Source organism: Paraburkholderia humisilvae (assembly GCF_902859855.1).
Lineage (GTDB): Bacteria > Pseudomonadota > Gammaproteobacteria > Burkholderiales > Burkholderiaceae > Paraburkholderia > Paraburkholderia humisilvae.
This window is the reverse complement of sequence record NZ_CADIKH010000006.1, coordinates 197,149-217,565: the sequence shown is the minus strand read 5'-3', so window position 1 is coordinate 217,565 and position 20,417 is coordinate 197,149. Positions and strand designations below refer to the sequence as shown.

The following is a 20,417-nucleotide window of genomic DNA, read 5'->3' as shown; positions in this document are numbered from 1 at the left end:
TCGCGCGACGCTAACCCGGTGATCGATTTGAACCACGCCCCCGCCGTTACCGCGAACTCCGCCAGCCAGCCGCCGCGCGGGTCCGCCTGCCCGGGCCTGCTGCGGATCGTCGCGGCTCGTGATGGCGGTATCTGCCGCGTCAAACTGCCGGGCGGCGCGCTGAGCGCCGCTCACGCGCACGCGATCGCCGATGCGGCCGAAACGCACGCGTGCGGCGTCATTGAAATGACGAACCGCGCGAACCTGCAAATACGCGGTGTACGCGCGGGCGAAGAACATGCGTTGATCGAGCGTCTGCTCGCGGCCGGTTTGGGCCCGCATGCGCCAGCGGCGGAAGGAACAAGCGCCGCGCGATTTGCCAACCCGGCAGCCGACGACGTGCGCAATCTGATGATCAGTCCCACCGCCGGCCGCGACCCCGCCGCGCTGATCGACACCAGCGGTCTCGCCGCACAGATTCTCACGTTGCTGCAAAGCGAAGCGCGCTTCGCCGCGCTCTCGCCGAAATTCGCCTTGCTGCTCGACGGCGGCGAACAGCTGGCGATGCTGACCCATCCGCATGACATCTGGCTCGCCGCGCTGCAAGACGAGGTTGGCGACGGCGTGCGTTTCGCGTTCGGCCTGGCGGGCTGTCCACCGGTCGCGCCGAACGATCCGGCCGCGCTGGCGGCGGTGCGGCCCGAGCACGTCGTCGCGCTGATCGACGCGCTATTGCACACCTTTCTCGATCTTGCCGCGCCGGATGAAATGCGCATGCGCGATCTGCTCGCGCGGCAATCGGCCGCCTCGGTGCTCGCGCGGATCGACGCGCGTGCAGGTTTTCCGCTGCTGCGCGATGCGCAAATCAGTGCGTGGCGCCGCCCGCGCGCGCAACCTGCGCTGCGCTTCGGCGTCCGTCCGCAGCGCGAGCCCGGTATGTCGCATGTCGGCGGCTCACCGCCGCTCGGACGTATCGACGCGCCGACGTTGCGCGCGCTCGCCGCGCTGTCGCAAGAGGCCGGCAAGGGGATACTGCGCATGACCCCATGGCAAAGCGTGCTGTTGCCCGACGTCCCAGCGCAAGCCGCGCCGGCCGCCCTCGCGCGCCTCACGTCGCTCGGCTTCGCCTGCGACCGCGCGCAGCCGTTCGCGCGGCTGATCGCGTGCGCGGGTTCGCCCGGCTGCGCGAAGGCGCACGCCGATACGAAGGCCGATGCGCAGCAGCTTGCGCGGCGGCTGCCAGCCGATGCCGAAGTCCATCTGAGCGGCTGCACGCGCTCATGCGCGGCCGCGCATCCGGTGCCGTTTACGCTGCTCGCGGTTGCGCCCGGCCGCTACGACCTGTACCAGCACGACCCGGCGAACGCCGTCGCCGTCGCCGACCTCGCCCCCCGATTTGGCCACTGCATCGCCCAACATCTGACCATCGAACACGCAGCCGATCGACTCGATCGACTGTCGAGGAGTGCCCCTGATGCTTGACTACACCCGCGACGGCAACGAGATTTACCGCCAGTCGTTCGCGACGATTCGCGCGGAGGCCGACTTGTCGTCCATCCCTGCTGACCTGGAAAAACTCGCGGTCCGCGTGATTCACGCATCCGGTATGGTCGACGTCGCCGACAGCCTGCGCTTCTCGGACGGTGCGGGCCGCGCGGGGCGTGACGCGTTGAGAAACGGCGCGCCGGTTCTGTGCGACGCGCGGATGGTCGCCGAAGGCATCACGCGCGCGAGGCTGCCCGCCGCGAACGACGTGATCTGCACGCTCGGCGACGCCGCTGTGCCGACGCTGGCGCGCGAACTCCGCAACACGCGCTCGGCGGCTGCGCTCGAGTTATGGCGACCGCGCCTTGCGGGCAGCGTGGTCGCGATCGGCAACGCGCCGACTGCGCTGTTCTACCTGCTCGAAATGCTGGATGCGGGCGCACCCCGTCCCGCGCTGATTCTCGGCTTCCCGGTCGGCTTCGTCGGTGCCGCGGAATCGAAAGCGGCGCTGGCCGCCGACAGCCGCGGCGTGCCGTACGTGGTGGTCGACGGCAGACGCGGCGGCAGCGCGATGGCCGCCGCCGCGGTCAATGCGCTCGCCTCGGAGGAAGAATAAATGGCCGATCGACCCACCGCTGCGCGCGGCCGGCTGCTCGGTCTCGGCGTCGGGCCCGGCGACCCCGAACTGATCACCGTGAAAGCGCTACGCCTGCTGAAGTCGGCGCCGGTGGTAGCGTACTTTGTCGCGAAAGGGAAAAAGGGCAACGCGTTCGGCATCATTGAAGGGCATCTGTCGGACGCGCAGGTGCGCCTGCCGCTGGTCTACCCGGTGACGACCGAGGCGCTCGAGCCTCCGCTGTCGTACGAAGCGATCATCGCGGACTTCTACGACACCGCGGCCGAAGTCATCGCCAGCCATCTGGATGCGGGCCGCGACGTCGCGGTGATCTGCGAAGGCGACCCGTTCTTCTACGGGTCGTATATGTATCTGCATGACCGCCTTGCGCCGCGCTTCGAAGCCGAGGTCGTACCCGGCGTGTGCTCGATGCTCGGCGGCGCCGCGGTGCTCGGCGCCCCGCTCGTCTATCGCAATCAGACGCTGTCGGTGCTGTCGGGCGTATTGCCCGAAGCCGAATTGAAACGGCGCCTCGCGGATGCCGACGCCGCGGTCATCATGAAGCTCGGCCGCAATTTCGACAAGGTGCGCCGCGTGCTCGACGCGCTCGGCCTCGCGAAGCGCGCGCTCTACGTCGAACGCGCGACGATGACGAATCAGCGGATCGTCCCGCTCGCCGACGTGGATCCGATGGCGTCGCCCTATTTTTCGCTGCTCGTCGTGCCGGGGGAAAAATGGCAAGGCTAACGCCGCCCGCGCTTGTGATGCTCGGCAGCGGCGCGCTGGCAACCGCGCGCCGCTTGCAGGCGTGCTATCCCGATGCGCGCGTGCATGGGCTGCGCGGCCGCGTCGAAGCGCAAGCGTGCAACATCGTCTACGACGAACTTGGCGCGCATCTGCGCGAGCTCTATACGAGCGGCACACCGATCATCGCGCTATGCGCGGCGGGCATCGTGATCCGCTGCGTCGCGCCGCTGCTCGCGAACAAAGGCGCGGAGCCGCCGGTGCTGGCGGTGGCCGAGGACGGCAGCGCGGTGGTGCCGCTGCTCGGCGGCCTCACCGGCGTGAACGTCATGGCCCGCGAGATCGCGGCGGCGCTCGGCGTGCCGCCCGCGATCACGACCAGCGGCGAGCTGCGCTTTGGCACCTGTGTGCTGAATCCGCCGGAAGGCTATGCGCTGGCGAGTCTCGCGCAAGGCAAGCGCTTCGTGTCCGATCTGCTGGCCGGTGAAAGCACACGGGTCGAAGGCGACGCCCATTGGCTCGACGACGCGCAACTGCCACGTGCGGAGCATGCGCAGCGCGCGATCCGCATCACGCCACGCGTATGGAACGGTAATACCGATGAACTGGTGATTCATCCGCGCAGCGTCGTCGTTGCGCTGGCCGACGGCGAAGATACGGTGCAACGCGTGCGCGAAGCGCTCGCAGCACACGGGCTGTCGCCCCTGGCACTCGCGGCGATCGTTGCACCCGCCACCTGCATAGGCGACGAAACGTTGGCCCACGCCGCCGAAACGCTAGACGCGCCGTTACGCTTTGCACCGGTCGTACCCGGCGGCGACGACCTCCCGGCTCGGCCAACCCCGCGCGCGCTGCTAGGTGCCGCGTTGCAGTCGAACTGCGCGATCGTCGATGCCGCATCGGGCCTCGCACTGGCGATCGCGGACCAGCCCATCGATGCGCACACCGTCGGCCGCGCGCGCGGCCAGCTGACCGTGATCGGACTGGGCCCCGGCAGCGCGGACCTGATGGTGCCAGCTGCGCGCGCCGCGCTGGCGCAAGCGACCGACATCCTCGGCTACGCGACCTACGTCGAGATGGCGGGCCCGTTCCGCGCCGACCAGCGGGTCCATCCGACCGACAATCGCGAGGAGATGCAGCGCGCCCGCCACGCGTTCGAGCTCGCCAGCGGCGGGCGGCGCGTGGTGATGGTGTCGTCCGGCGACCCCGGCGTGTTCGCGATGGCGTCCGCAGTGCTCGAAGCGCTCGAGACATCCGACGGGCGGGACTGGGCCGACGTCGAACTCGCTATCGTGCCAGGCGTGTCCGCGGCGCTGGCGACCGCCGCGCAAGCCGGCGCGCCGCTTGGTCACGACTTCTGCGTGCTGTCGCTATCGGACAATCTGAAGCCGTGGTCGATCATCGAAACACGCATCGCGCACGCGGCACAGGCCGATCTGGTGATGGCCTTTTATAACCCGGTGTCACGCGCGCGGCCCTGGCAGCTCGACAAGGCGCTCGATATCGTGCGTACAGCGCGGGCACCGGAAACGAAAGTCGTGTTGGGACGCGATATCGGCCGGCCCGGGGCGTCGCTTGTCACAACGACGCTCGGCGAACTCCGGTCCGCCGATGTCGATATGCGCACGATGGTGATCATCGGTTCTTCGACTACGCGTGGCTTTGCACGCCCGTCCGCACGCGGCACGCAGCGGGAATGGGTTTATACGCCGCGCTGGTATCGATAACGCTTGATCGCGGTGCGCGGCATTGACCGCCGTCCTTGCAGGCCCCCCGCTGCAAAACCATTGCGCGCGCAATCAGCCAGGGATTCCCCCTACCTCAACTTTATCCAGTGAAGGACGTTAACCACGGATAACCGTTGATCCTTGGGTATTCATGCCGCCATGCAAACTGACGAACACGTCGCCGCGCCGGCTATAGCCGTACCGTCCGCCATCCTGAACGCCGAAGCCGTGCCGATCGGCACGCCGCTCGAGTGGCCAATCGTGGATGCCGACGGCTCGCTGCTGTTCGAGCGCGGCGCGGTCGTGATCGGTCCCGAAGAGCGCCGCTTTCTGTTCGAGCACTTCAAGCCGCGCCGCGGCGATCTCGCCGAAGCGGCGGATGCGTTGTGCGCCGCGGCCGAAGCGGGCAGCGGCGATGGCGAAGATGCGCCGCTGTCGCTGAAAGACACGCATCTGTCGATCGGCGCGTTGATCGGCGTGCGCCCGCAAAACGCGAGCGGCCCGATGCAGCCGAGCCGGATCATCGGCTTTGCGCCGAATCAGTCGGTGTTCGTGATGCCGCCGCTCGTCGACGGCCGCCCGTTATCGCTGACGGTTGGCGAAAACGTCGAGATCGTCGCGATTGCGAGCCAGGCGGTGTTCCGTTTCGTTTGTACGGTCGACGCGGTCTGCCACCTGCCGTTCGATTACGTCGTGCTGTCCAGGCCGGGCGTGATCCGGCGGCTGCGCGAACGCAAGTCGATTCGCGTGCGCGCGCGGTTTCCGGTGCGCTTCGGGCTGAACCCGGACGGCAATGGGTATGAGGGCCTCGGTCTGATGCAGACGATCAGCGCGCTGGGCATGTCGTTCGGCACGCCGTGGCTGGTCGGCAAGGTCGGGCAGCGGGTGCGGCTGTCATTCCGGCTGCAATCGAAAGACAGCGATACGCTGATCGAAACCATCGCGATTGTTCGTAACGCACAGGCCGCATTGGCGGAGGACGGTCTCGCGTCGCATGGGCTGGAGTTCGAACATCTCGACGCGGCGCAGCAGCTTGCGTTGAAATCGTTCGTGTTCGACCGGATCGACGATATTTCGCACTGGTCGAATGGCGTGCGCTAACGCGCCTGCCCATGTTGGGGTCGCCCCGGAAAATCGGATCGTAAAGTACGCTGAGCCGGTTGCGGCGGGCGTAGCGGCTTGAACTCGCGCGCGCCGATCCGGCCGCGACCTTGTTCAGACGCTACTCGGCGTCCACGTCGATCTACTGACCCCGGCCGATCTGCCGCCAAGCAGCTGCTGGCCAGCGGCGTCCCGCCCAAGGACGTGGCCAGAAACCTTGGCGTGTCCGTCCCTACGCTGTATCGCTGGGTGCCCGCTTCAGCGCAGGCTTAGCGCACTTTGCGATCCGTTTCCGCGACGCTCCGATGTTCTGTCCAACCGGTTACGAACGCGCGATCAGTTGAGCAGGCGTCACACATTCGCCGCCCCAGGTTTGGGCAAGCTGCTCGCATCGGTTCAGCGGCACTGCGTGGCTTTCGAAGTCGACAACGACGACGCGGTCCACCTTGTCAGGCCGCGCCGGCGTACCGCCGCTGCGCCCATCCGACAACACCCATAACCAGCGCTCCTGTGCCGGCTTGCGCGTCGCGGCGTGCGCGAGCAACTGCGTCGCGCGTTCGATCGCGGGTATGAACGGCGTTCCTCCGCCACCGCCGATCGGCTGCAGCCAGCGTTCGCTCCAGCCGCGCGGGATGGCCGGGCCGAAGCGCAGATCGGCGCTGACACCGCCGAAACAGATCAACGCGATCTCGTGCCGGTCCGCACGCGCGCGCCCGAACAGCGCGGCGAGCAGGCCTTTCGCCAGCGCGAGCTGCGCGCCGGCCAGCATCGAAGCGGAGCAATCCAGCACGAAACAGTGCAGTACGCCGCGCGGCTGCGCGGCACGCGCGACGCGCAGATGCTCGGCACGCAGCCGTTGCGGGCCTTTAGCCGCAAGCGTGCGCGGCCATTCGATGCGCGCGCCCGATTGGCCGCGGGCCGCGGTCGCGCCGTTGCCTGCCGGCCATCGAAAACCGCTGCGCGACACGCCAGCGGCGGCGTTCTTTCGATGGCTCAGCGTTTTTTTGACGGCAGTCGGATCACGTCCTTCACGTGCTCGGTGCCGGTCGGCTCGGGCGGCAGATAACCCCAGTCGGATTCGGATTCGCTGGACGCCTCGCGTTGCTGCGTGCCAGCGGCTGCAGCCGCCGCGCCGCGAGGCTGCGCGTGGCTTGCCGGCTGCTCGCCGGGTTGCGCGAGCGCACCGCCATCACGCTGCCGATGCAGCAACACCGCTTGCACGACACGATCGACATGCGCGATCGTCACCGCGCTCGCCGCTTCCAGAGCGGCAAGCGCTCGCGCGGCGCGCAGCATCACGAGGTCGGCACGCATTCCATCGACGTGCGCCGCGATGCACAGCGCGCTGACGTGCCGATGCACCGCATCGTCGAACGCGAGCTGGGGCACCACAGCCCGCGCGGCGAGGATGCGACGCATCTGGTCGTCCTGCTGCTGCGCATGGCTCGCGCGAAACGCCTGCGGGTCGGTATCGAACGCGAGCCGTGCCTTGACGATCTGCTGCCGCACCTGCGGATCGAAGCAGTTCTGCAGCGCGACCATCAGGCCGAAGCGGTCCGTCAGTTGCGGGCGCAGTTCGCCCTCTTCCGGGTTCATCGTGCCAATCAGCACGAAGCTGGCCGCGTGGCTGTGCGACACGCCATCGCGTTCAACCGTGTTGACGCCGCTCGCCGCCGCATCGAGTAACGCATCGACGAGCGCATCCGGCAGCAGGTTCACTTCGTCGACGTACAGCACGCCGCGATGCGCATTTGCGAGCAGACCCGGTGAAAAGCGCACCGCACCGTGGCGCAGCACGGTTTCGATATCGAGCGTGCCGACGAGCCGCTCTTCGCTCGCGTTCAGCGGCAGCGTCACGAACTGGCCATCCGGCAGGAGTTCGGCGAGCGCGCGGGCCGCCGTCGACTTCGCGGTGCCGCGCGGGCCGCTCACCAGCACGCCGCCGATGCCCGGATCGACCGCGGCCAGCAATAGCGCCTGCTGTAATTCGCTTTGGCCAAGCAACGCCGCGAACGGAAACACCGGAGCGCGGCCGGCTGCGGCAATATCCATCGTCGCGTGGTGGGTTGCATTCATCGTCGCGTTCCTTCGATCTGTTGTTCGCTCGCCAGCAGGTGCTGCTCGATCTGTTCGCGATAACCGCCCGGCTCCTGCCACAGGCCACGCTGCATCGCTTCCAGCAGCCGCTCGCAGATTCCATGCAGCGCGTGCGGGTTGTGCGCTTGCAGGAACGCGCGCGTGTCCGCGTCGTTCAGGTACGCATCCGCAACGAGCGCGTATTGGTGATCGGCAATCACTCGCGCGGTCGCATCGTAGCCGTACAGATAGTCAACCGTCGCGGCGATCTCGGCCGCGCCTTTGTAGCCGTGTCGCTTCACACCGTCGAGCCATTTCGGGTTGACCACCCGCGAACGGATCACACGCGCAATCTCTTCGTTCAGCGTGCGCACGCGTGGCGCGTTCGGATTGCTGTGATCGGCGTGATACAGCTGAGGCTGGCCGCCGGACAGATGCCGGACCGCCGCGGCCATGCCACCCTGGAACTGGTAGTAATCGTTCGAGTCGAGCACGTCGTGTTCGCGATTGTCCTGGTTCTGCAGCACCACGTCGAGCGTCGCAAGCCGCGTGCCGAATGCGTGGCGGGCGTCCTCGCCGTCGCGCTTCTGCGAGTACGCGTAGCCACCGTGCGCCAGATACGCATTCGCGAGGTCGGCGTCGGTCTGCCATTGGCGCGTATCGATCATTTCCTGTAAGCCTGCGCCATAGGCGCCGGGCCGCGAGCTGAACACGCGCCAGCCGGCGCGCCTGCGCGCTTCCTGTGCATCGAGCCCGCGCGCGATCCATGCGTCGCGCTCACGCAGCACGCGCGCGCGGATCGGATTCAGATGCTCGGGTTCGTCTTCGAGCTCGGCCACCGCCTGCACGGCCGCATCGAACAGATGCATCACGTTCGGAAAGGCATCGCGGAAAAAACCCGACACGCGCAGCGTCACGTCGATGCGCGGCCGGTCGAACGCGGCGATCGGCATGATCTCGAAGTCGGTCACGCGATGACTGCCCGGCGCCCACTTCGGGCGCACACCGATTAACGCCAGCGCCTGCGCAATATCGTCGCCGCCGGTGCGCATCGTCGCGGTGCCCCACACCGACAGGCCGATCGCACGCGGATAATCGCCGTGCTCCTGCAGATGACGTTCGAGCAATTGCTGCGCCGATTTCAGTCCAAGCGCCCATGCCGCTTGTGTCGGAATCGCGCGCGTGTCGATCGAGTAGAAATTGCGGCCGGTCGGCAGCACGTCCGGCCGTCCGCGCGACGGCGATCCGCTCGGCCCCGGCGGCACAAAACGTCCTTCGAGGCCGCGCCGCAATTGCCGCATTTCCTGCTCGCCGCATGCATCGAGCCGCGGTAACACGTCGTCACGCAGTCGCTGCAATACCTGTTCGGTCTGCGGCAATTCGTCGGCGCGCGGCAGCGGCATGGCCGGCGCGGCCGCGCGAACATCGCAGAGGTCGGCGATCAGCGCGCCCGCGAGCAATTCGAGACGTTCGCGCGCATCGCCGTTATGCCGCCACGGCTCATCACTCACCTGCTGCAACCACGCAGGCCGTGCGCCTTGCCACGGCGCGGACCAATCCGCGGTCAGCGGATCGAACAGATGATCGATGCGCAGGTCGCGCGCGAGCGCGTCGATCAGCCCGGCATGCGCGCCCTGCCCACCGCCGACCGGATAGCGGCCGAGCGCAAGCAGCGTATCGCGCCGCTGCACGCCGCGTGGCGACTGGCCGAACGTGTGCAATCCGTCGCGAATCTGCGCTTCCTTCAACTCGCACAACCACGCATCGACGCGTGTGAGCAGCGCGTCTTCCGCATCCTGGCCAGCCGGCTTCGCGATGCTCAATTCGTCGTGCAGCCGGTGTTCGATGATCGTCGCCAGGATCGTGCGCCTTAGCAGCTTCGATCGGCGTGGATCGACCATCAGCGCTTCGTAGTATTCGTCGACCTGCCGCTCGAGGTCTTGCAGCGGCCCATACGTTTCGGCGCGCGTGAGCGGCGGCATCAGATGATCGACGATCACCGCCTGCGCGCGCCGCTTCGCCTGGCTGCCTTCGCCGGGATCGTTGACGATGAACGGGTAGAGATGCGGCATCGGCCCCAGGATCGCATCGGGCCAGCAGGCATCGCTGAGCGCGACGCTCTTGCCCGGCAGCCACTCGAGATTGCCGTGCTTGCCGACATGCACGACCGCATCGATACCGAACTGATCGCGCAGCCAGAAGTAGAACGCGAGATACGCGTGCGGCGGCACGAGTTCCGCGTCGTGATAGCTCGCATAGTCGTTCTGCTCGCGGGAGCGCGACGGCTGAATGCCGACGAACACATTGCCGCAGCGCCAGCCGGCGATCATGAAGCGGCCGCGTCGCACCGTTGGGTCTTGCTCAGGCGCGCCCCAGCGCGCGTTCAATGCATCGCGCAATGAAGCGGGCAAGCGCGCGAAGCGCTGTTCATAGTCGGCGACGGCAAGGCTTTGCAGCGCCGGCCTCAGGTCGCGCACCATCGGGTCGTTCGTCACACCTTGGGTGAGCAGGTCCAGCAGCGCGTCGCCGTTGGCGGGCAAGTCCGCCGCGACACGATAACCTTCGTCGCGCAGCATGTTCAGAATGCCGACCACCGACGCCGGTGTATCGAGCCCGACGCCGTTGCCGATACGCCCCTCGCTGACCGGATAATTCGCGAGAATCAGCGCGAGCCGCTTGTCCGCATTGCCGACGCGGCGCAGCCGGCACCAGCGTTCACTCAGTTCCGCGACGAATGCGACACGCTCCGGGTCCGGCTGATAGCGAACCACGTCCACTTCGGTATGCGGACAGCGATACGCAAGCCCTTTGAAGCTGATTGCACGCGTGATGATGCGGCCGTCGACTTCCGGCAGCGCGACGTGCATCGCGATGTCGCGCGAGTTGAGGCCGTGATTGTCTTTCAGCCAGTCTTCGCGGTTGCCGCCGCTCAGGATCACCTGCAGCACCGGCGCGTCGCCGGCCACCGCGAGCGGCGCGGGGTCGTCGATCGCACTGGCCGCGAACGCGGTCGTGTTCAGCACCAGCGCGGCATGATGTTGCTCGCACAACGTTTCGACGACGTCGCGACTCAGCGCGTCTTTCAACGATGTGATCGCGATCGGCAGCGGATTCATCTGCCGTGCTTCGAGCGCGTCGATCAGCGCATCGAACACCGCCGTGTTCGCGGCCTGCAGATGCGCCTTATAGAACAGGATCGCGACCACCGGCGCAGCGGCGCGCCAGCGGGCTTGCCAGTCGGCAATGGTCGGTGTGTCGCAGGTCGGGTGATAAAGCGCGGCGGCGGGCAGCGGCACCGGTAACGCCGGCTCATGCCCAAAGCCGAGCGCGCGCCACGCGATGCAGCGCAGAAATGCCTCGGCGTTTTGCGGGCCGCCTTCGCGCAGATAGCGCCACAGCTGATGGCACAGTGGCGCGTCCGCGGTGCTGCGCGCGGTGAGGTTCGGGTCTTCCTGCAGGTCGCCGGAGAACATCGCGAGCGTCTGCTGCTTGCGCTCCGCCAGCGCGACCACCTGTTCGATGCCATACGGCCAGTACGCTTCGCCACCCAGATGATCGACGACGACGACGCGTGCATGCTGCAGCACGTCTTCGATATAAAAGTCGACCGATGCGGGCTGCCGCAGATACGTGACGTTAGCAAGGCGCACACTCGGAAAACCTGCAGGCAGGCGCGACACGACGCTCGCGAGCAGCGACAGCGTCGTATCGGCGGAGCTCAGCACGACGATATCCGCGGGACGCTGGTCGATCCGGATCACGCCCTTCGTATCGTCGACGAAGCCGCCCGGCGTGGTGCGCAGCAAATGCATGGTTGTGCCGCCTTTGGGTGGGGGCGCTCGAGCGTCGTGCTCGGGCTGGTCTATCGCCGTTTCAGGTCCGTTGCGCGTGCGCGCGCAGCGCTTCGTCCAGCGCGCGCTGCAGAACCGGTTGTTCGAGGTCCTCGCCGATCATCACGAAGCGGCTCGCCCGCGCTTCGCGCTGCTGTTCGTCCGCACGCCAGCGCCGATCGAAGTAGCTGTCGAAGCGCCGTCCTACGCCCTGGATGACCAGACGCATCGGCGCGTCAGGCAATGCCGCGAAGCCTTTGACGCGATAGATCGTGTGCTGTTCGACCACCCGTTGCAGCGCCGCGATCATCGCTTCACGCGACGGCGCCTGCGCGGTCACCACGACGGAATCGAAATCATCGTGGTGGTGATCGTGATGGTCGGGATCGTCGGAACCCTCGGCCGAGCCGTGGTGATCGTGGCGCAGGTGAATCGTTTCTTCCGACGCGGACTCGAGGCCCAGCAGCGCGTGCAGATCGAGCCGCGCATTCTGGGCACGCACCACCTTCACCTGAGCCGGAATGTCTTCGCGGATTGTCGCTTCGACCGCAGCCTGACGTGCGTCGTCGAGCAAATCGGTCTTGTTCAGAATAACGAGATCCGCCGCCGACAGCTGATCTTCGAACAGTTCGTGCAGCGGCGACTCATGATCGAGGTTGGGATCGGCCTTGCGCATCGCGTCGACCGCGACGGGGTTTTCAGCGAACTGCCCGCTGGCGACTGCCGGGCCATCGACGACGGTCACCACCGCGTCGACGGTAAAGCTGTTCTTGATCGCCGGCCAGTTGAACGCCTGCACGAGCGGCTTCGGCAAAGCAAGGCCGGAGGTTTCGATCAGTACGTGGTCGATCTGCTCGCGCCGTTCGACCAGCGCTTCCATCACAGGAAAGAACTCCTCCTGCACGGTGCAGCACAGACACCCGTTCGAGAGTTCGTACAGTTGGCCTTCGGTTTCGCGGCCTTCGTCGTCGCAGCCGATCCCGCAGCCTTTGAGGATTTCGCCGTCAATGCCGAGTTCACCGAACTCGTTGACGATCACCGCGACCCGCAAGCCGCCGGCGTGCTGAAGAATGTGGCGCAACAGAGTGGTCTTGCCGCTGCCGAGAAAGCCCGTGACGACCGTCACCGGGATCTTGCGCATCTGGGTTTGCATGACGAATGAGCGCGATATCAGGCGCGCGAAGGAGTGGTGGACGGAACGCCGCGCCCCGCGGCGTCAACCCTGCTCTTCTGGCCGGTATCCGGGCTGGCGAGAGCGCCGCTTCACCTTCCCACACGAGTGAACGATTTCCCGTGCAGTGGTTAGTGACCCGCGCGGCCTTGCGCGCGGACCTCGAAGCCGGCTCTGCATCGCGATCACCGCGATGCGCTCGCCTTCCGTTGCGGGGGCAGCACAGGTTGACCCGAAGCCTTCATCCGGCGGCATTGAATGGCCGAATGTCGGGGCTTGCGAGCCCGCTGTTTCCCGTTTAACTGCGCACGCGGGAACGCGCGCGCGAGCACCAGAAGTGGGTGCGAGTGTAGGCGCGGGGCGCGGGGGCGTCAAGGCCGCGCCGCTCCTCCCAGGCCGCCGGTGATCAGGCCGAGATACAACGCGAGGGTGCGTTGCACGGCTTGCGCGACCAGCATGCTGATACCGTCGTATAGACCCGTTACGCGGGCTTCGTCGAGAACACGGTAGTAGGTCTGCCGGTCTTGCGTCCGAATAACGGCCGGCGGATACCCGGACTTCATTAATTCGAAGTTCAACAGTAACCGGCCGGTGCGGCCATTGCCGTCGATAAACGGGAGAATTTTCACGAAGCGCGTATGCGGTTCAGCCGCCCGTTCGACGGGATGCATGTCGCCGGAACGCTCGTACCATTCGATCAGTGCGTGCATTTCTTGCGGCAGATGAACGGCATCCGGCGCAATGGTGCTCGCGCCGCCGATCAGCACGTTTCCTTGCCGGTACCGGCCTGCGTCCTTATCCGAGATTCCCCGCAGCACAAGCGAATGGATGTTCTTGATCTGCCATTCCGTGAGCGGCTCCCGCGTCGCGACGACCTCCTCGACGTATCCGATTGCATCGCGGTGTTCGTCGCCTCCAGATGCTCGCGCAGGGTCTTGCCGCCGACGGTGATGCCTTCGAGCAGCACCTTCGTCTCCTGCAACGTTAGCGTGTTGCCCTCGATCGCGTTTGAGTTGTAGGTCCAGTCGAGCGTGAGGACCTCGCGCAATGATGCGACGGTTTCTTCCGGAAGCGGTCGCGCGGCATCGAGCTGCGCCTTCTGGCGGTCGATCGCGGCGAGGAGGTTCGAAAGCGTTGGGTTCACTGGCGTGTGAGCATTGGGCGGCGATCGGTCAAATATACAGATGGGCCAGTCGTCTGGCGACGACCGGCGCGTATGCTATCGTATCCCCCGCGTCCGGTGCCGCATTGGCGTGTTGTGCATGCCCATGCGGTTAAACGGGAAACAGGAAGCGCGGCCACCCGCGCCCAACCTGTGCTGTCCCCGCCAACGGTAAGCGGCCCGCGGGCATGTTGTCCGCGCATGCCTTTCGATGCCACTGTCGGCCATCCGCCGATGGGAAGGCGAAGCGCATGTGGCCGTCAGCCCGGATACCGGCCGGACGCGAGGGGGCGAACGTCACGGTCGCCAGTCGCCGGTTCCGCGGGGGACGGACACGGGCGCCCACGCATGACGCGCGGAGCTTGCCGCGGTCGCGCACGCTATGTGGCATCGCATGACACGTCTTTACTCCGCGCCCGCCGGCGCGGCTTCCCCCGCGTTTCGCGGCGGCCTGCGATGAAGCGGCTCGCCGTCGGCATCGGCTGCCGGCGCGGCGCGAGCGTCGAACAGATCGACGCGGCGGTACGCGACGCGCTCCGCCCGCATTCGATCGACGAAGTCCGCGCGGTCGCCACGATCGACATCAAGGCGAACGAACCCGGCATCGTCGAGTTCTGCGCGCGCTACGCGCTGCCGCTGCACACTTTTTCGCGCGAACAGATAGCAGCCGTCGCCATTGCCGCACGGACGACGCCTTCGGCCGCCGTCCGCGCGCATCTCGGCGTCGACGGCGTGTGCGAACCCTGCGCGCTGCTTGCCGCGCCCGATGGCCGGCTCGTGATACCGAAACACACCTTCAACGGCGTCGCTGTCGCGCTCGCCGATACCGTTGCGCCTGCAACCGTCGCGCACGTACCACCGTTACCTCACCAACAGGACCCTCAATGAAAACCGATCCCGAATCGCATCTGCGCATGACCCAGCGCCGTCGCGAAGGCCATGAGAAAAAACAGGCGGAAGCCACCCTCGAAAAGGGCCTGCTGATTGTCAACACCGGCACCGGCAAAGGCAAGAGCACCGCCGCGTTCGGCATGGCCGTACGCGTGCTGGGCCATGGCCTGCGCCTTGGCGTCGTGCAATTCATCAAGGGCGCGCTGCATACGGCGGAGCGCGATTTCCTCGGCGGCCAGCCGAACTGTGAGTTCGTCACGATGGGCGACGGCTACACGTGGAACACGCAGAATCGCGACGCGGACATCGCGACTGCGCGCAAAGGCTGGGCCGAAGCGCAGCGGATGATCGAAAGCGGCGACTATCAGATGGTGATTCTCGACGAACTGAACACCGTACTGAAGTACGAATACCTGCCGCTCGACGAAGTGCTGTCGGTGCTCACCGCGCGGCCCGACATGCTGCATGTGGTCATCACGGGCCGTCACGCGCCCGATGCGCTCGTCGATGCAGCCGATCTCGTCACCGAAATGCGCGTGGTCAAGCATCCTTACCGCGAGCAGCATGTGAAGGCGCAGCGCGGCGTGGAGTTCTGAACGATGCCGGATTGCCCCGCCCAGTTCATCAGCGCACCCGCGTCCGGACAAGGCAAAACCACGATCACCGCGGGCCTCGCGCGCCATCACCGGCGGCAAGGCCGGCGTGTGCGTGTGTTCAAGACCGGCCCGGACTTTCTCGACCCGATGATTCTCGAGCGCGCGAGCGGCGCGCCGGTGCTGTCGCTCGACCTGTGGATGGTCGGCGAGTCGGCGTGCCGCGAACTGCTCGCGCAGGCCGCGCAGCAAGCGGATCTAATCCTGATCGAAGGCGTGATGGGCCTCTACGACGGTACGCCAAGCAGCGCCGATCTCGCGGCCGCGTTCGGTGTGCCGGTGGTCGCGGTGATTTCCGCGAAAGCCATGGCGCAGACGTTCGGCGCGGTTGCATTCGGCCTCGCGCACTACCGTGCGGACGTGCCGGTGCGAGGCGTGTTCGCGAACCGCGTCGGTTCCACGCGGCATGCGCGGATGCTCGAAGAAGCGCTGCCGCCGGAATTGAAGTGGATGGGCTCGATTGCGAGCACGGCGGACATCGAATTGCCGGACCGGCATCTCGGTCTTCATCAGGCTGCGGAAATTGCGGACCTCGACCGGCGTCTCGAGCGGGCCGCCGACGCGCTCGCCTCGACGCCGCTCGCCGAATTGCCGCCGACAGTACGGTTCCTGCCATCATCGAGCTCGTCGAAATCCGCCGCACCGCTGCCGCGCCTGCTTGACGGCGCGCACATCGCGGTCGCGCGCGATGCCGCGTTCTCGTTCATCTACCCGGCGAATCTCGCGTTGCTCGACGCGCTCGGCGCGCGCGTCAGTTTCTTCTCGCCGCTCGCGGACGAACCCGTGCCGGATGCCGCGACGGCGCTTTACTTACCGGGCGGCTATCCGGAATTGCATGCGGCGGCGCTCGCGCGCCATGCACGCGCGGCCGCGTCGGTGCGCGCGCATGCGGCCGCGGGCAAGCCGGTCTTCGCCGAATGCGGCGGCATGCTGTACCTGCTCGACAGCCTGACGACAACCGACGGCACCACCACGCCGATGCTGGGCCTGTTGCCTGGCCAGGTGCGCATGCAGACGCGCTTCGCGGCACTCGGCATGCAGCAGCTCGACGGCCCGCTCGGCACCTTGACCGGCCACACGTTCCACTACTCGCACGTGAGCACACCGCTCACGCCCGTGCTGCACGCGACGCGCGCGCAATCGGAAGCCGCCGGCGAAGCGGTCTACCGTTGCGGCTCGATCGTCGCGACTTATATGCACAGTTACTGGCCGTCGAATCCGGCCTTCACCGCGGCTCTCTTCCATGGCAACGCCTTTTAACGATGCCGATCGCGCGGCGGTCTACCGCGCCATTTACGAACGCCGCGATATGCGTCATTTCGTGCGCGGCCCCGTCGACGAGGCGGTGTTGCGACGGCTGCTCGACGCCGCGCATCATGCGCCGAGCGTCGGCTATATGCAGCCGTGGCGCATTGCGCGCATCACCGATCCGGCGCTGCGCACCGCGTTGCATGAGGCGGTCGAGCGCGAGCGGCTGCAGACCGCCGACGCGCTCGGCAAGCGGCGCGACGAGTTTATGAAGCTGAAGGTCGAAGGGATGCGCGATTGCGCGGAGGTGCTGGTCGTCGCGCTGATGGATGGACGGGAAGCGCATATTTTCGGCCGCCGCACATTGCCCGAGATGGACCTCGCGTCCGTCGCCTGCGCGATCCAGAACATGTGGCTGGCGGCACGCGCGGAAGGGATCGGCATCGGCTGGGTGTCGCTGTTCGATCCCGCAGAGGTGCGCGCGCTGCTGCACATGCCTGACGGCGCACAGCCAGTTGCGATACTCTGCGTGGGGCAGATCGACGACTACTATCCGGAACCGATGCTTGAAACGGAACGTTGGGCCGCGCGCGCGCCGCTGGAAGGTTGCGTATTTGAAAACCGGTGGCCGGCTGGGCAGTCGGGGGAAACGTCTGCGCCCTCGCTGGACTCAACGTCGCTGCATGACACGGACGCACTTCAACCGCCGTCGGTAAAGACAAGACCATCGGAATAACGAAGATGAAAGAGCCGCGAAAGATATCGGCAGCACAATTAATCTGGCTGGTCTGCTTTTTGTTGCTGTGTCTCTACCCGCCGACCTTGTTCGGGAAAGTGCTGGGATTAGTCATCTGTGCGGTACTGGTGAAGTGGTATCTGTGCGGCCCGCCGCGTCCGTAGCCCGTTGCGAGGACTCGATTACAGGCGAGGGAGGGTTTGGTGGTCGCCAGGACATGATGTTCGCGCCCACCGGACCTGATTATGTTAGGTGCTCCCGCTCCGGCTAGCCCGTTTCGCGCAGAAGCGCGGGTGATCCATCAGCGTGGACATGGAGATACAGCGCATGCACGGCACGGAGAAAGTCGCCTCGACACCAAGGGCGAGTCGCCCGATGTCAGGGTCTCTCCTTGGGGAAGGGTAACCACGCGCCCTCACCTTTGCGGTAGGACACAATGTAATCCCTTTCAATTGGAGTCCCAAACGTAACCTCCAGTTTGCTTTTTGCGGCACGCACAGTCGACTCCGATGCAGTTGGAGCATTTAAGATCAGTTTTGGAGTAAACGCATTGACCTTTTTTGGTTTAACACCCAAAACCTCCTCAGACGGCATAACCTGCCGAACATTAGGGATTACCATTTTGTACATGAATTTTTTAACGAATCCTCCCGTTTCTTCCGTTATACCCGTTGAAACCAGACGGCGATTCGGTGAACGAATGTGGCTTTCGATAAATGTGAAAGAGTCCGCCATGTTCTTAATAAAGTCAGGAGACGTCGGCGACCGTGGGAAAAATCCCCCCGCGTCAAATATTGTCCTTGGGGATCGATCGTCGGAGCGATAAACGGTCAAACTGGAACCCGCCTCATCGTCTACCGTTGTTGAAGACGCTTTGGATGCCGCCTCGGCCTCCTTGGCTGCCTTGGAAGCAGCACGTTCCATCTCAGCCGCTTCTTCGGTGCGTCGAATCTCCCGCGCTGCAATCGTGCTTCCGACAATCGCCTTGATTCCAAACATGTGGCCATCCGGGTCGACGGAATTTACCGGATCGTTCCCACAATATGCATAGCAATTTATTCCCCCAACTCCAAATGGGCTTTCACTGTCGGGACACATAAAACGCATCAATACCGGACTAAATGCTCGATAACCATTGCCCAGATGAAATACCGCTGTCAGTGGATCCGGCCGCTCACCATTGAAGCCAAGGGACGTACCTTGATCGAGCGTTGCACCGAACGGCGAATAGCTGAAAAGCTGTGGTGTCGTTCCGGTAAAAGAATACCGCAAGCTGCCGGAAGAATCGACACCTGTGAGTTGCAGTCCCATTATTGCATCCCATCAAGACGATTCACAACTTCAACGATCTGTCGAAACGATCGCCTCCGGCTTTATTAAAGGATAAAACGTATTTATTTCAAATTTAAACGCACCTTGAATCGCCCGCGCATCCTAAATACTCTTGCCGGAAGTTAAGCATCAACCCCTTTCCGACCGGTTACTCATTTTCGTCGAAATAGTGCCCAAACTTCGACTGCTTGGTGCGGATATATCGTTCGTTTTCTTCACGCATCGGAATCGCCAGCCCGACGCGTTCGCATACCGGAATGCCATGGTTGGCGAGCGAGTCGAACTTCTTCGGGTTGTTGCTCATCAACCGCACCGACGTCACCTTCAGCACGCGCAAAATGCCCGCGGCCGAATCGTATTCCCGTGAATCATCGGGCAAGCCGAGATCGAGATTCGCCTCCACCGTGTCGCGCCCCTGCTCCTGCAGCGCATACGCGCGAATCTTGTTCGTCAGGCCAATGCCGCGCCCTTCGTGACCCCGAAGATAAAGCAGCACACCACACCCTTCGGCAGCGATATAGCGCAACGCCAGGTCCAGCTGTTCGCCGCAATCGCAGCGGTACGAACCGAGCACGTCGCCGGTCAGACACTCGGAATGCAAGCGGGTCAGCACCGACTGTTTGTTCGCGACATCGCCCATCACGAGCGCGACGTGTTCGGCATCGCCATCGGCCACCCGGAAAACATACGCGGTAAACGTGCCGTAGCGGGTGGGAAGCGTGGCTTGCGCGTCGAGCACGACGCATTCTCGGGTGGGCTGACCGACGGCTAGCGACGGATCGTGAGGCGTGGGCATGGCGTTAAGCGGATGGCAGACATGAGCCGGTGAACAACCGGGGATAAAGTTCGGAACTGGAGTTTACCGCTAAACGTGATCGCCCATCTGTCGCCCAATCAGGATGGACGGTTGCGCGCGGTGCCGCACCGAGCCTGCGTCGCCGCGTTCGCCGGCGCCGCCTATACTGCATTGACCAGTCCCCGACGACGGCATGCCGCCCGGCGTGCTGCACTGCGAAAGGAGCCGCTCTATGACCAGCGTTGCACAGGTACTCAAATCGAAACAGGACCAGACGGTCTATACGATCACTGCGTCGGATTCGGTCTACAACGCACTCAAACTGATGGCCGACAAGCAGATCGGCGCATTGCTCGTCACCGAGGGGGACGCGATCGCCGGCATCGTGACCGAGCGCGACTATGCGCGCAAGGTGGTGCTGATGGATCGTTCATCGAAGTCGACACCGGTGCGCGACATCATGAGCAAGGCCGTCCGCTTCGTTCGCCCTGAGCAGACGACCGACGAGTGCATGGCGTTGATGACCGAGCGCCGCATGCGGCACCTGCCTGTGCTCGATCACGACAAGCTGATCGGCATGGTGTCGATCGGGGATCTTGTGAAGAACATCATCGCCGAGCAGCAGTTCACCATCCAGCAACTCGAACACTACATCACAGGAGCGGGTTGACCCCGGCATCCTGCAATACGCATGCGGAAGCCGAAAAAGAGCCCAGTCCGATCGGCTTGGGCGAAAGCCGCCAATCCGGCGGCGGAGGTTTCCTTCGGGTTCTCAACGGAAAGCCGGCCCGCGTCCTTGTACGACGCAGGCCGGCTTGTCTTCTTGCGCGACCGCTTGGTGATCGGACTCAGTGGTCAAACTTAGTGGTC

General features: G+C 65.3%; 18 protein-coding genes, 1 pseudogene and 2 riboswitches. Of the genes and pseudogenes, 11 read left to right on the top strand and 8 right to left on the bottom strand.

The genetic code is table 11. From position 1 onward, the window contains the following. Positions 1-27 precede the first annotated feature (27 nt). From cobG to HV796_RS08195, 6 genes and pseudogenes are all read left to right on the top strand, one after another. The gene (cobG, locus tag HV796_RS08220; RefSeq protein WP_175225966.1) at positions 28-1,461 is read left to right on the top strand and encodes a precorrin-3B synthase; all 1,434 of its coding nucleotides are present in this window, start codon (positions 28-30) and stop codon (positions 1,459-1,461) included. After that, the gene (locus HV796_RS08215; RefSeq protein WP_175225965.1) at positions 1,454-2,080 is read left to right on the top strand and encodes a precorrin-8X methylmutase; all 627 of its coding nucleotides are present in this window, start codon (positions 1,454-1,456) and stop codon (positions 2,078-2,080) included. Before cobG ends, HV796_RS08215 begins: the two co-directional genes overlap by 8 nt. After that, entirely contained in the window at positions 2,081-2,827 is a 747-nt protein-coding gene (locus HV796_RS08210) for a precorrin-2 C(20)-methyltransferase (RefSeq protein ID WP_175225964.1), read from the top strand. Then, positions 2,815-4,551 (top strand): precorrin-3B C(17)-methyltransferase, encoded by a 1,737-nt coding sequence (cobJ, locus tag HV796_RS08205; RefSeq protein ID WP_175225963.1) that lies wholly within the window; start codon positions 2,815-2,817, stop codon positions 4,549-4,551. The genes HV796_RS08210 and cobJ overlap by 13 nt, the downstream gene beginning before the upstream one ends. A gap of 159 nt (positions 4,552-4,710) precedes the next feature. After that, complete coding sequence (locus HV796_RS08200; protein WP_175225962.1) at positions 4,711-5,652, top strand: flagellar brake protein; 942 nt, start codon at positions 4,711-4,713, stop codon at positions 5,650-5,652. Between the two features lie 165 nt (positions 5,653-5,817). Further along, positions 5,818-5,925, top strand: a pseudogene (locus HV796_RS08195) (helix-turn-helix domain-containing protein); the annotation flags it as partial. Positions 5,926-5,974: 49 nt separating this feature from the next. Here the strand turns inward: HV796_RS08195 and HV796_RS08190 are convergent. From HV796_RS08190 to HV796_RS44070, 6 genes are all read right to left on the bottom strand, one after another. Beyond that, positions 5,975-6,619, bottom strand: coding sequence for a vWA domain-containing protein (locus HV796_RS08190; protein WP_175225960.1), 645 nt, complete (start codon positions 6,617-6,619; stop codon positions 5,975-5,977). Between the two features lie 26 nt (positions 6,620-6,645). Continuing rightward, positions 6,646-7,704: a magnesium chelatase ATPase subunit I gene (locus tag HV796_RS08185; RefSeq protein WP_175226033.1), complete on the bottom strand. Its 1,059-nt coding sequence runs from the start codon at positions 7,702-7,704 to the stop codon at positions 6,646-6,648. 20 nt (positions 7,705-7,724) lie between these two features. Next, positions 7,725-11,540: a cobaltochelatase subunit CobN gene (gene cobN / locus HV796_RS08180; protein WP_175225959.1), complete on the bottom strand. Its 3,816-nt coding sequence runs from the start codon at positions 11,538-11,540 to the stop codon at positions 7,725-7,727. 61 nt (positions 11,541-11,601) lie between these two features. Further along, entirely contained in the window at positions 11,602-12,711 is a 1,110-nt protein-coding gene (gene cobW / locus HV796_RS08175) for a cobalamin biosynthesis protein CobW (RefSeq protein ID WP_175225958.1), read from the bottom strand. 62 nt (positions 12,712-12,773) lie between these two features. Continuing rightward, a riboswitch (cobalamin riboswitch) is annotated at positions 12,774-13,080 on the bottom strand. A 20-nt stretch (positions 13,081-13,100) separates the two neighbouring features. Next, positions 13,101-13,547, bottom strand: a complete 447-nt coding sequence (locus tag HV796_RS44075) for a Fic family protein (protein WP_246355753.1) — start codon at positions 13,545-13,547, stop codon at positions 13,101-13,103. Further along, the gene (locus HV796_RS44070) at positions 13,490-13,873 is read right to left on the bottom strand and encodes a Fic family protein (protein ID WP_246355752.1); all 384 of its coding nucleotides are present in this window, start codon (positions 13,871-13,873) and stop codon (positions 13,490-13,492) included. Before HV796_RS44070 ends, HV796_RS44075 begins: the two co-directional genes overlap by 58 nt. A 77-nt stretch (positions 13,874-13,950) precedes the next feature. Further along, positions 13,951-14,186: riboswitch (cobalamin riboswitch) on the top strand. 161 nt (positions 14,187-14,347) lie between these two features. Here HV796_RS44070 and HV796_RS08165 point away from each other — a divergent pair. From HV796_RS08165 to bluB, 4 genes are read left to right on the top strand one after another with little or no spacing between them, the layout of a single operon-like run. Next, positions 14,348-14,779, top strand: a complete 432-nt coding sequence (locus HV796_RS08165; protein ID WP_175225957.1) for a cobalamin biosynthesis protein — start codon at positions 14,348-14,350, stop codon at positions 14,777-14,779. Beyond that, entirely contained in the window at positions 14,776-15,378 is a 603-nt protein-coding gene (cobO, locus tag HV796_RS08160; protein WP_175225956.1) for a cob(I)yrinic acid a,c-diamide adenosyltransferase, read from the top strand. The genes HV796_RS08165 and cobO overlap by 4 nt, the downstream gene beginning before the upstream one ends. A gap of 3 nt (positions 15,379-15,381) precedes the next feature. After that, positions 15,382-16,695 (top strand): cobyrinic acid a,c-diamide synthase CobB, encoded by a 1,314-nt coding sequence (locus HV796_RS08155; protein WP_175225955.1) that lies wholly within the window; start codon positions 15,382-15,384, stop codon positions 16,693-16,695. After that, the gene (gene bluB / locus HV796_RS08150) at positions 16,679-17,419 is read left to right on the top strand and encodes a 5,6-dimethylbenzimidazole synthase (RefSeq protein ID WP_175225954.1); all 741 of its coding nucleotides are present in this window, start codon (positions 16,679-16,681) and stop codon (positions 17,417-17,419) included. The genes HV796_RS08155 and bluB overlap by 17 nt, the downstream gene beginning before the upstream one ends. A 378-nt stretch (positions 17,420-17,797) precedes the next feature. Here the strand turns inward: bluB and HV796_RS08145 are convergent, their stop codons facing one another. Together HV796_RS08145 and ribA are read right to left on the bottom strand one after the other, a co-directional pair. Further along, the gene (locus HV796_RS08145) at positions 17,798-18,730 is read right to left on the bottom strand and encodes an RHS repeat-associated core domain-containing protein (protein ID WP_175225953.1); all 933 of its coding nucleotides are present in this window, start codon (positions 18,728-18,730) and stop codon (positions 17,798-17,800) included. Between the two features lie 169 nt (positions 18,731-18,899). Further along, positions 18,900-19,547 carry a GTP cyclohydrolase II gene (ribA, locus tag HV796_RS08140; protein ID WP_175225952.1) on the bottom strand — a complete coding sequence of 216 codons (648 nt, stop codon included), beginning with the start codon at positions 19,545-19,547 and terminating at the stop codon, positions 18,900-18,902. A 232-nt stretch (positions 19,548-19,779) separates the two neighbouring features. Between ribA and HV796_RS08135 the strand changes: the two genes are divergently transcribed. Continuing rightward, complete coding sequence (locus tag HV796_RS08135; RefSeq protein WP_175225951.1) at positions 19,780-20,217, top strand: CBS domain-containing protein; 438 nt, start codon at positions 19,780-19,782, stop codon at positions 20,215-20,217. Positions 20,218-20,417: the final 200 nt, after the last annotated feature.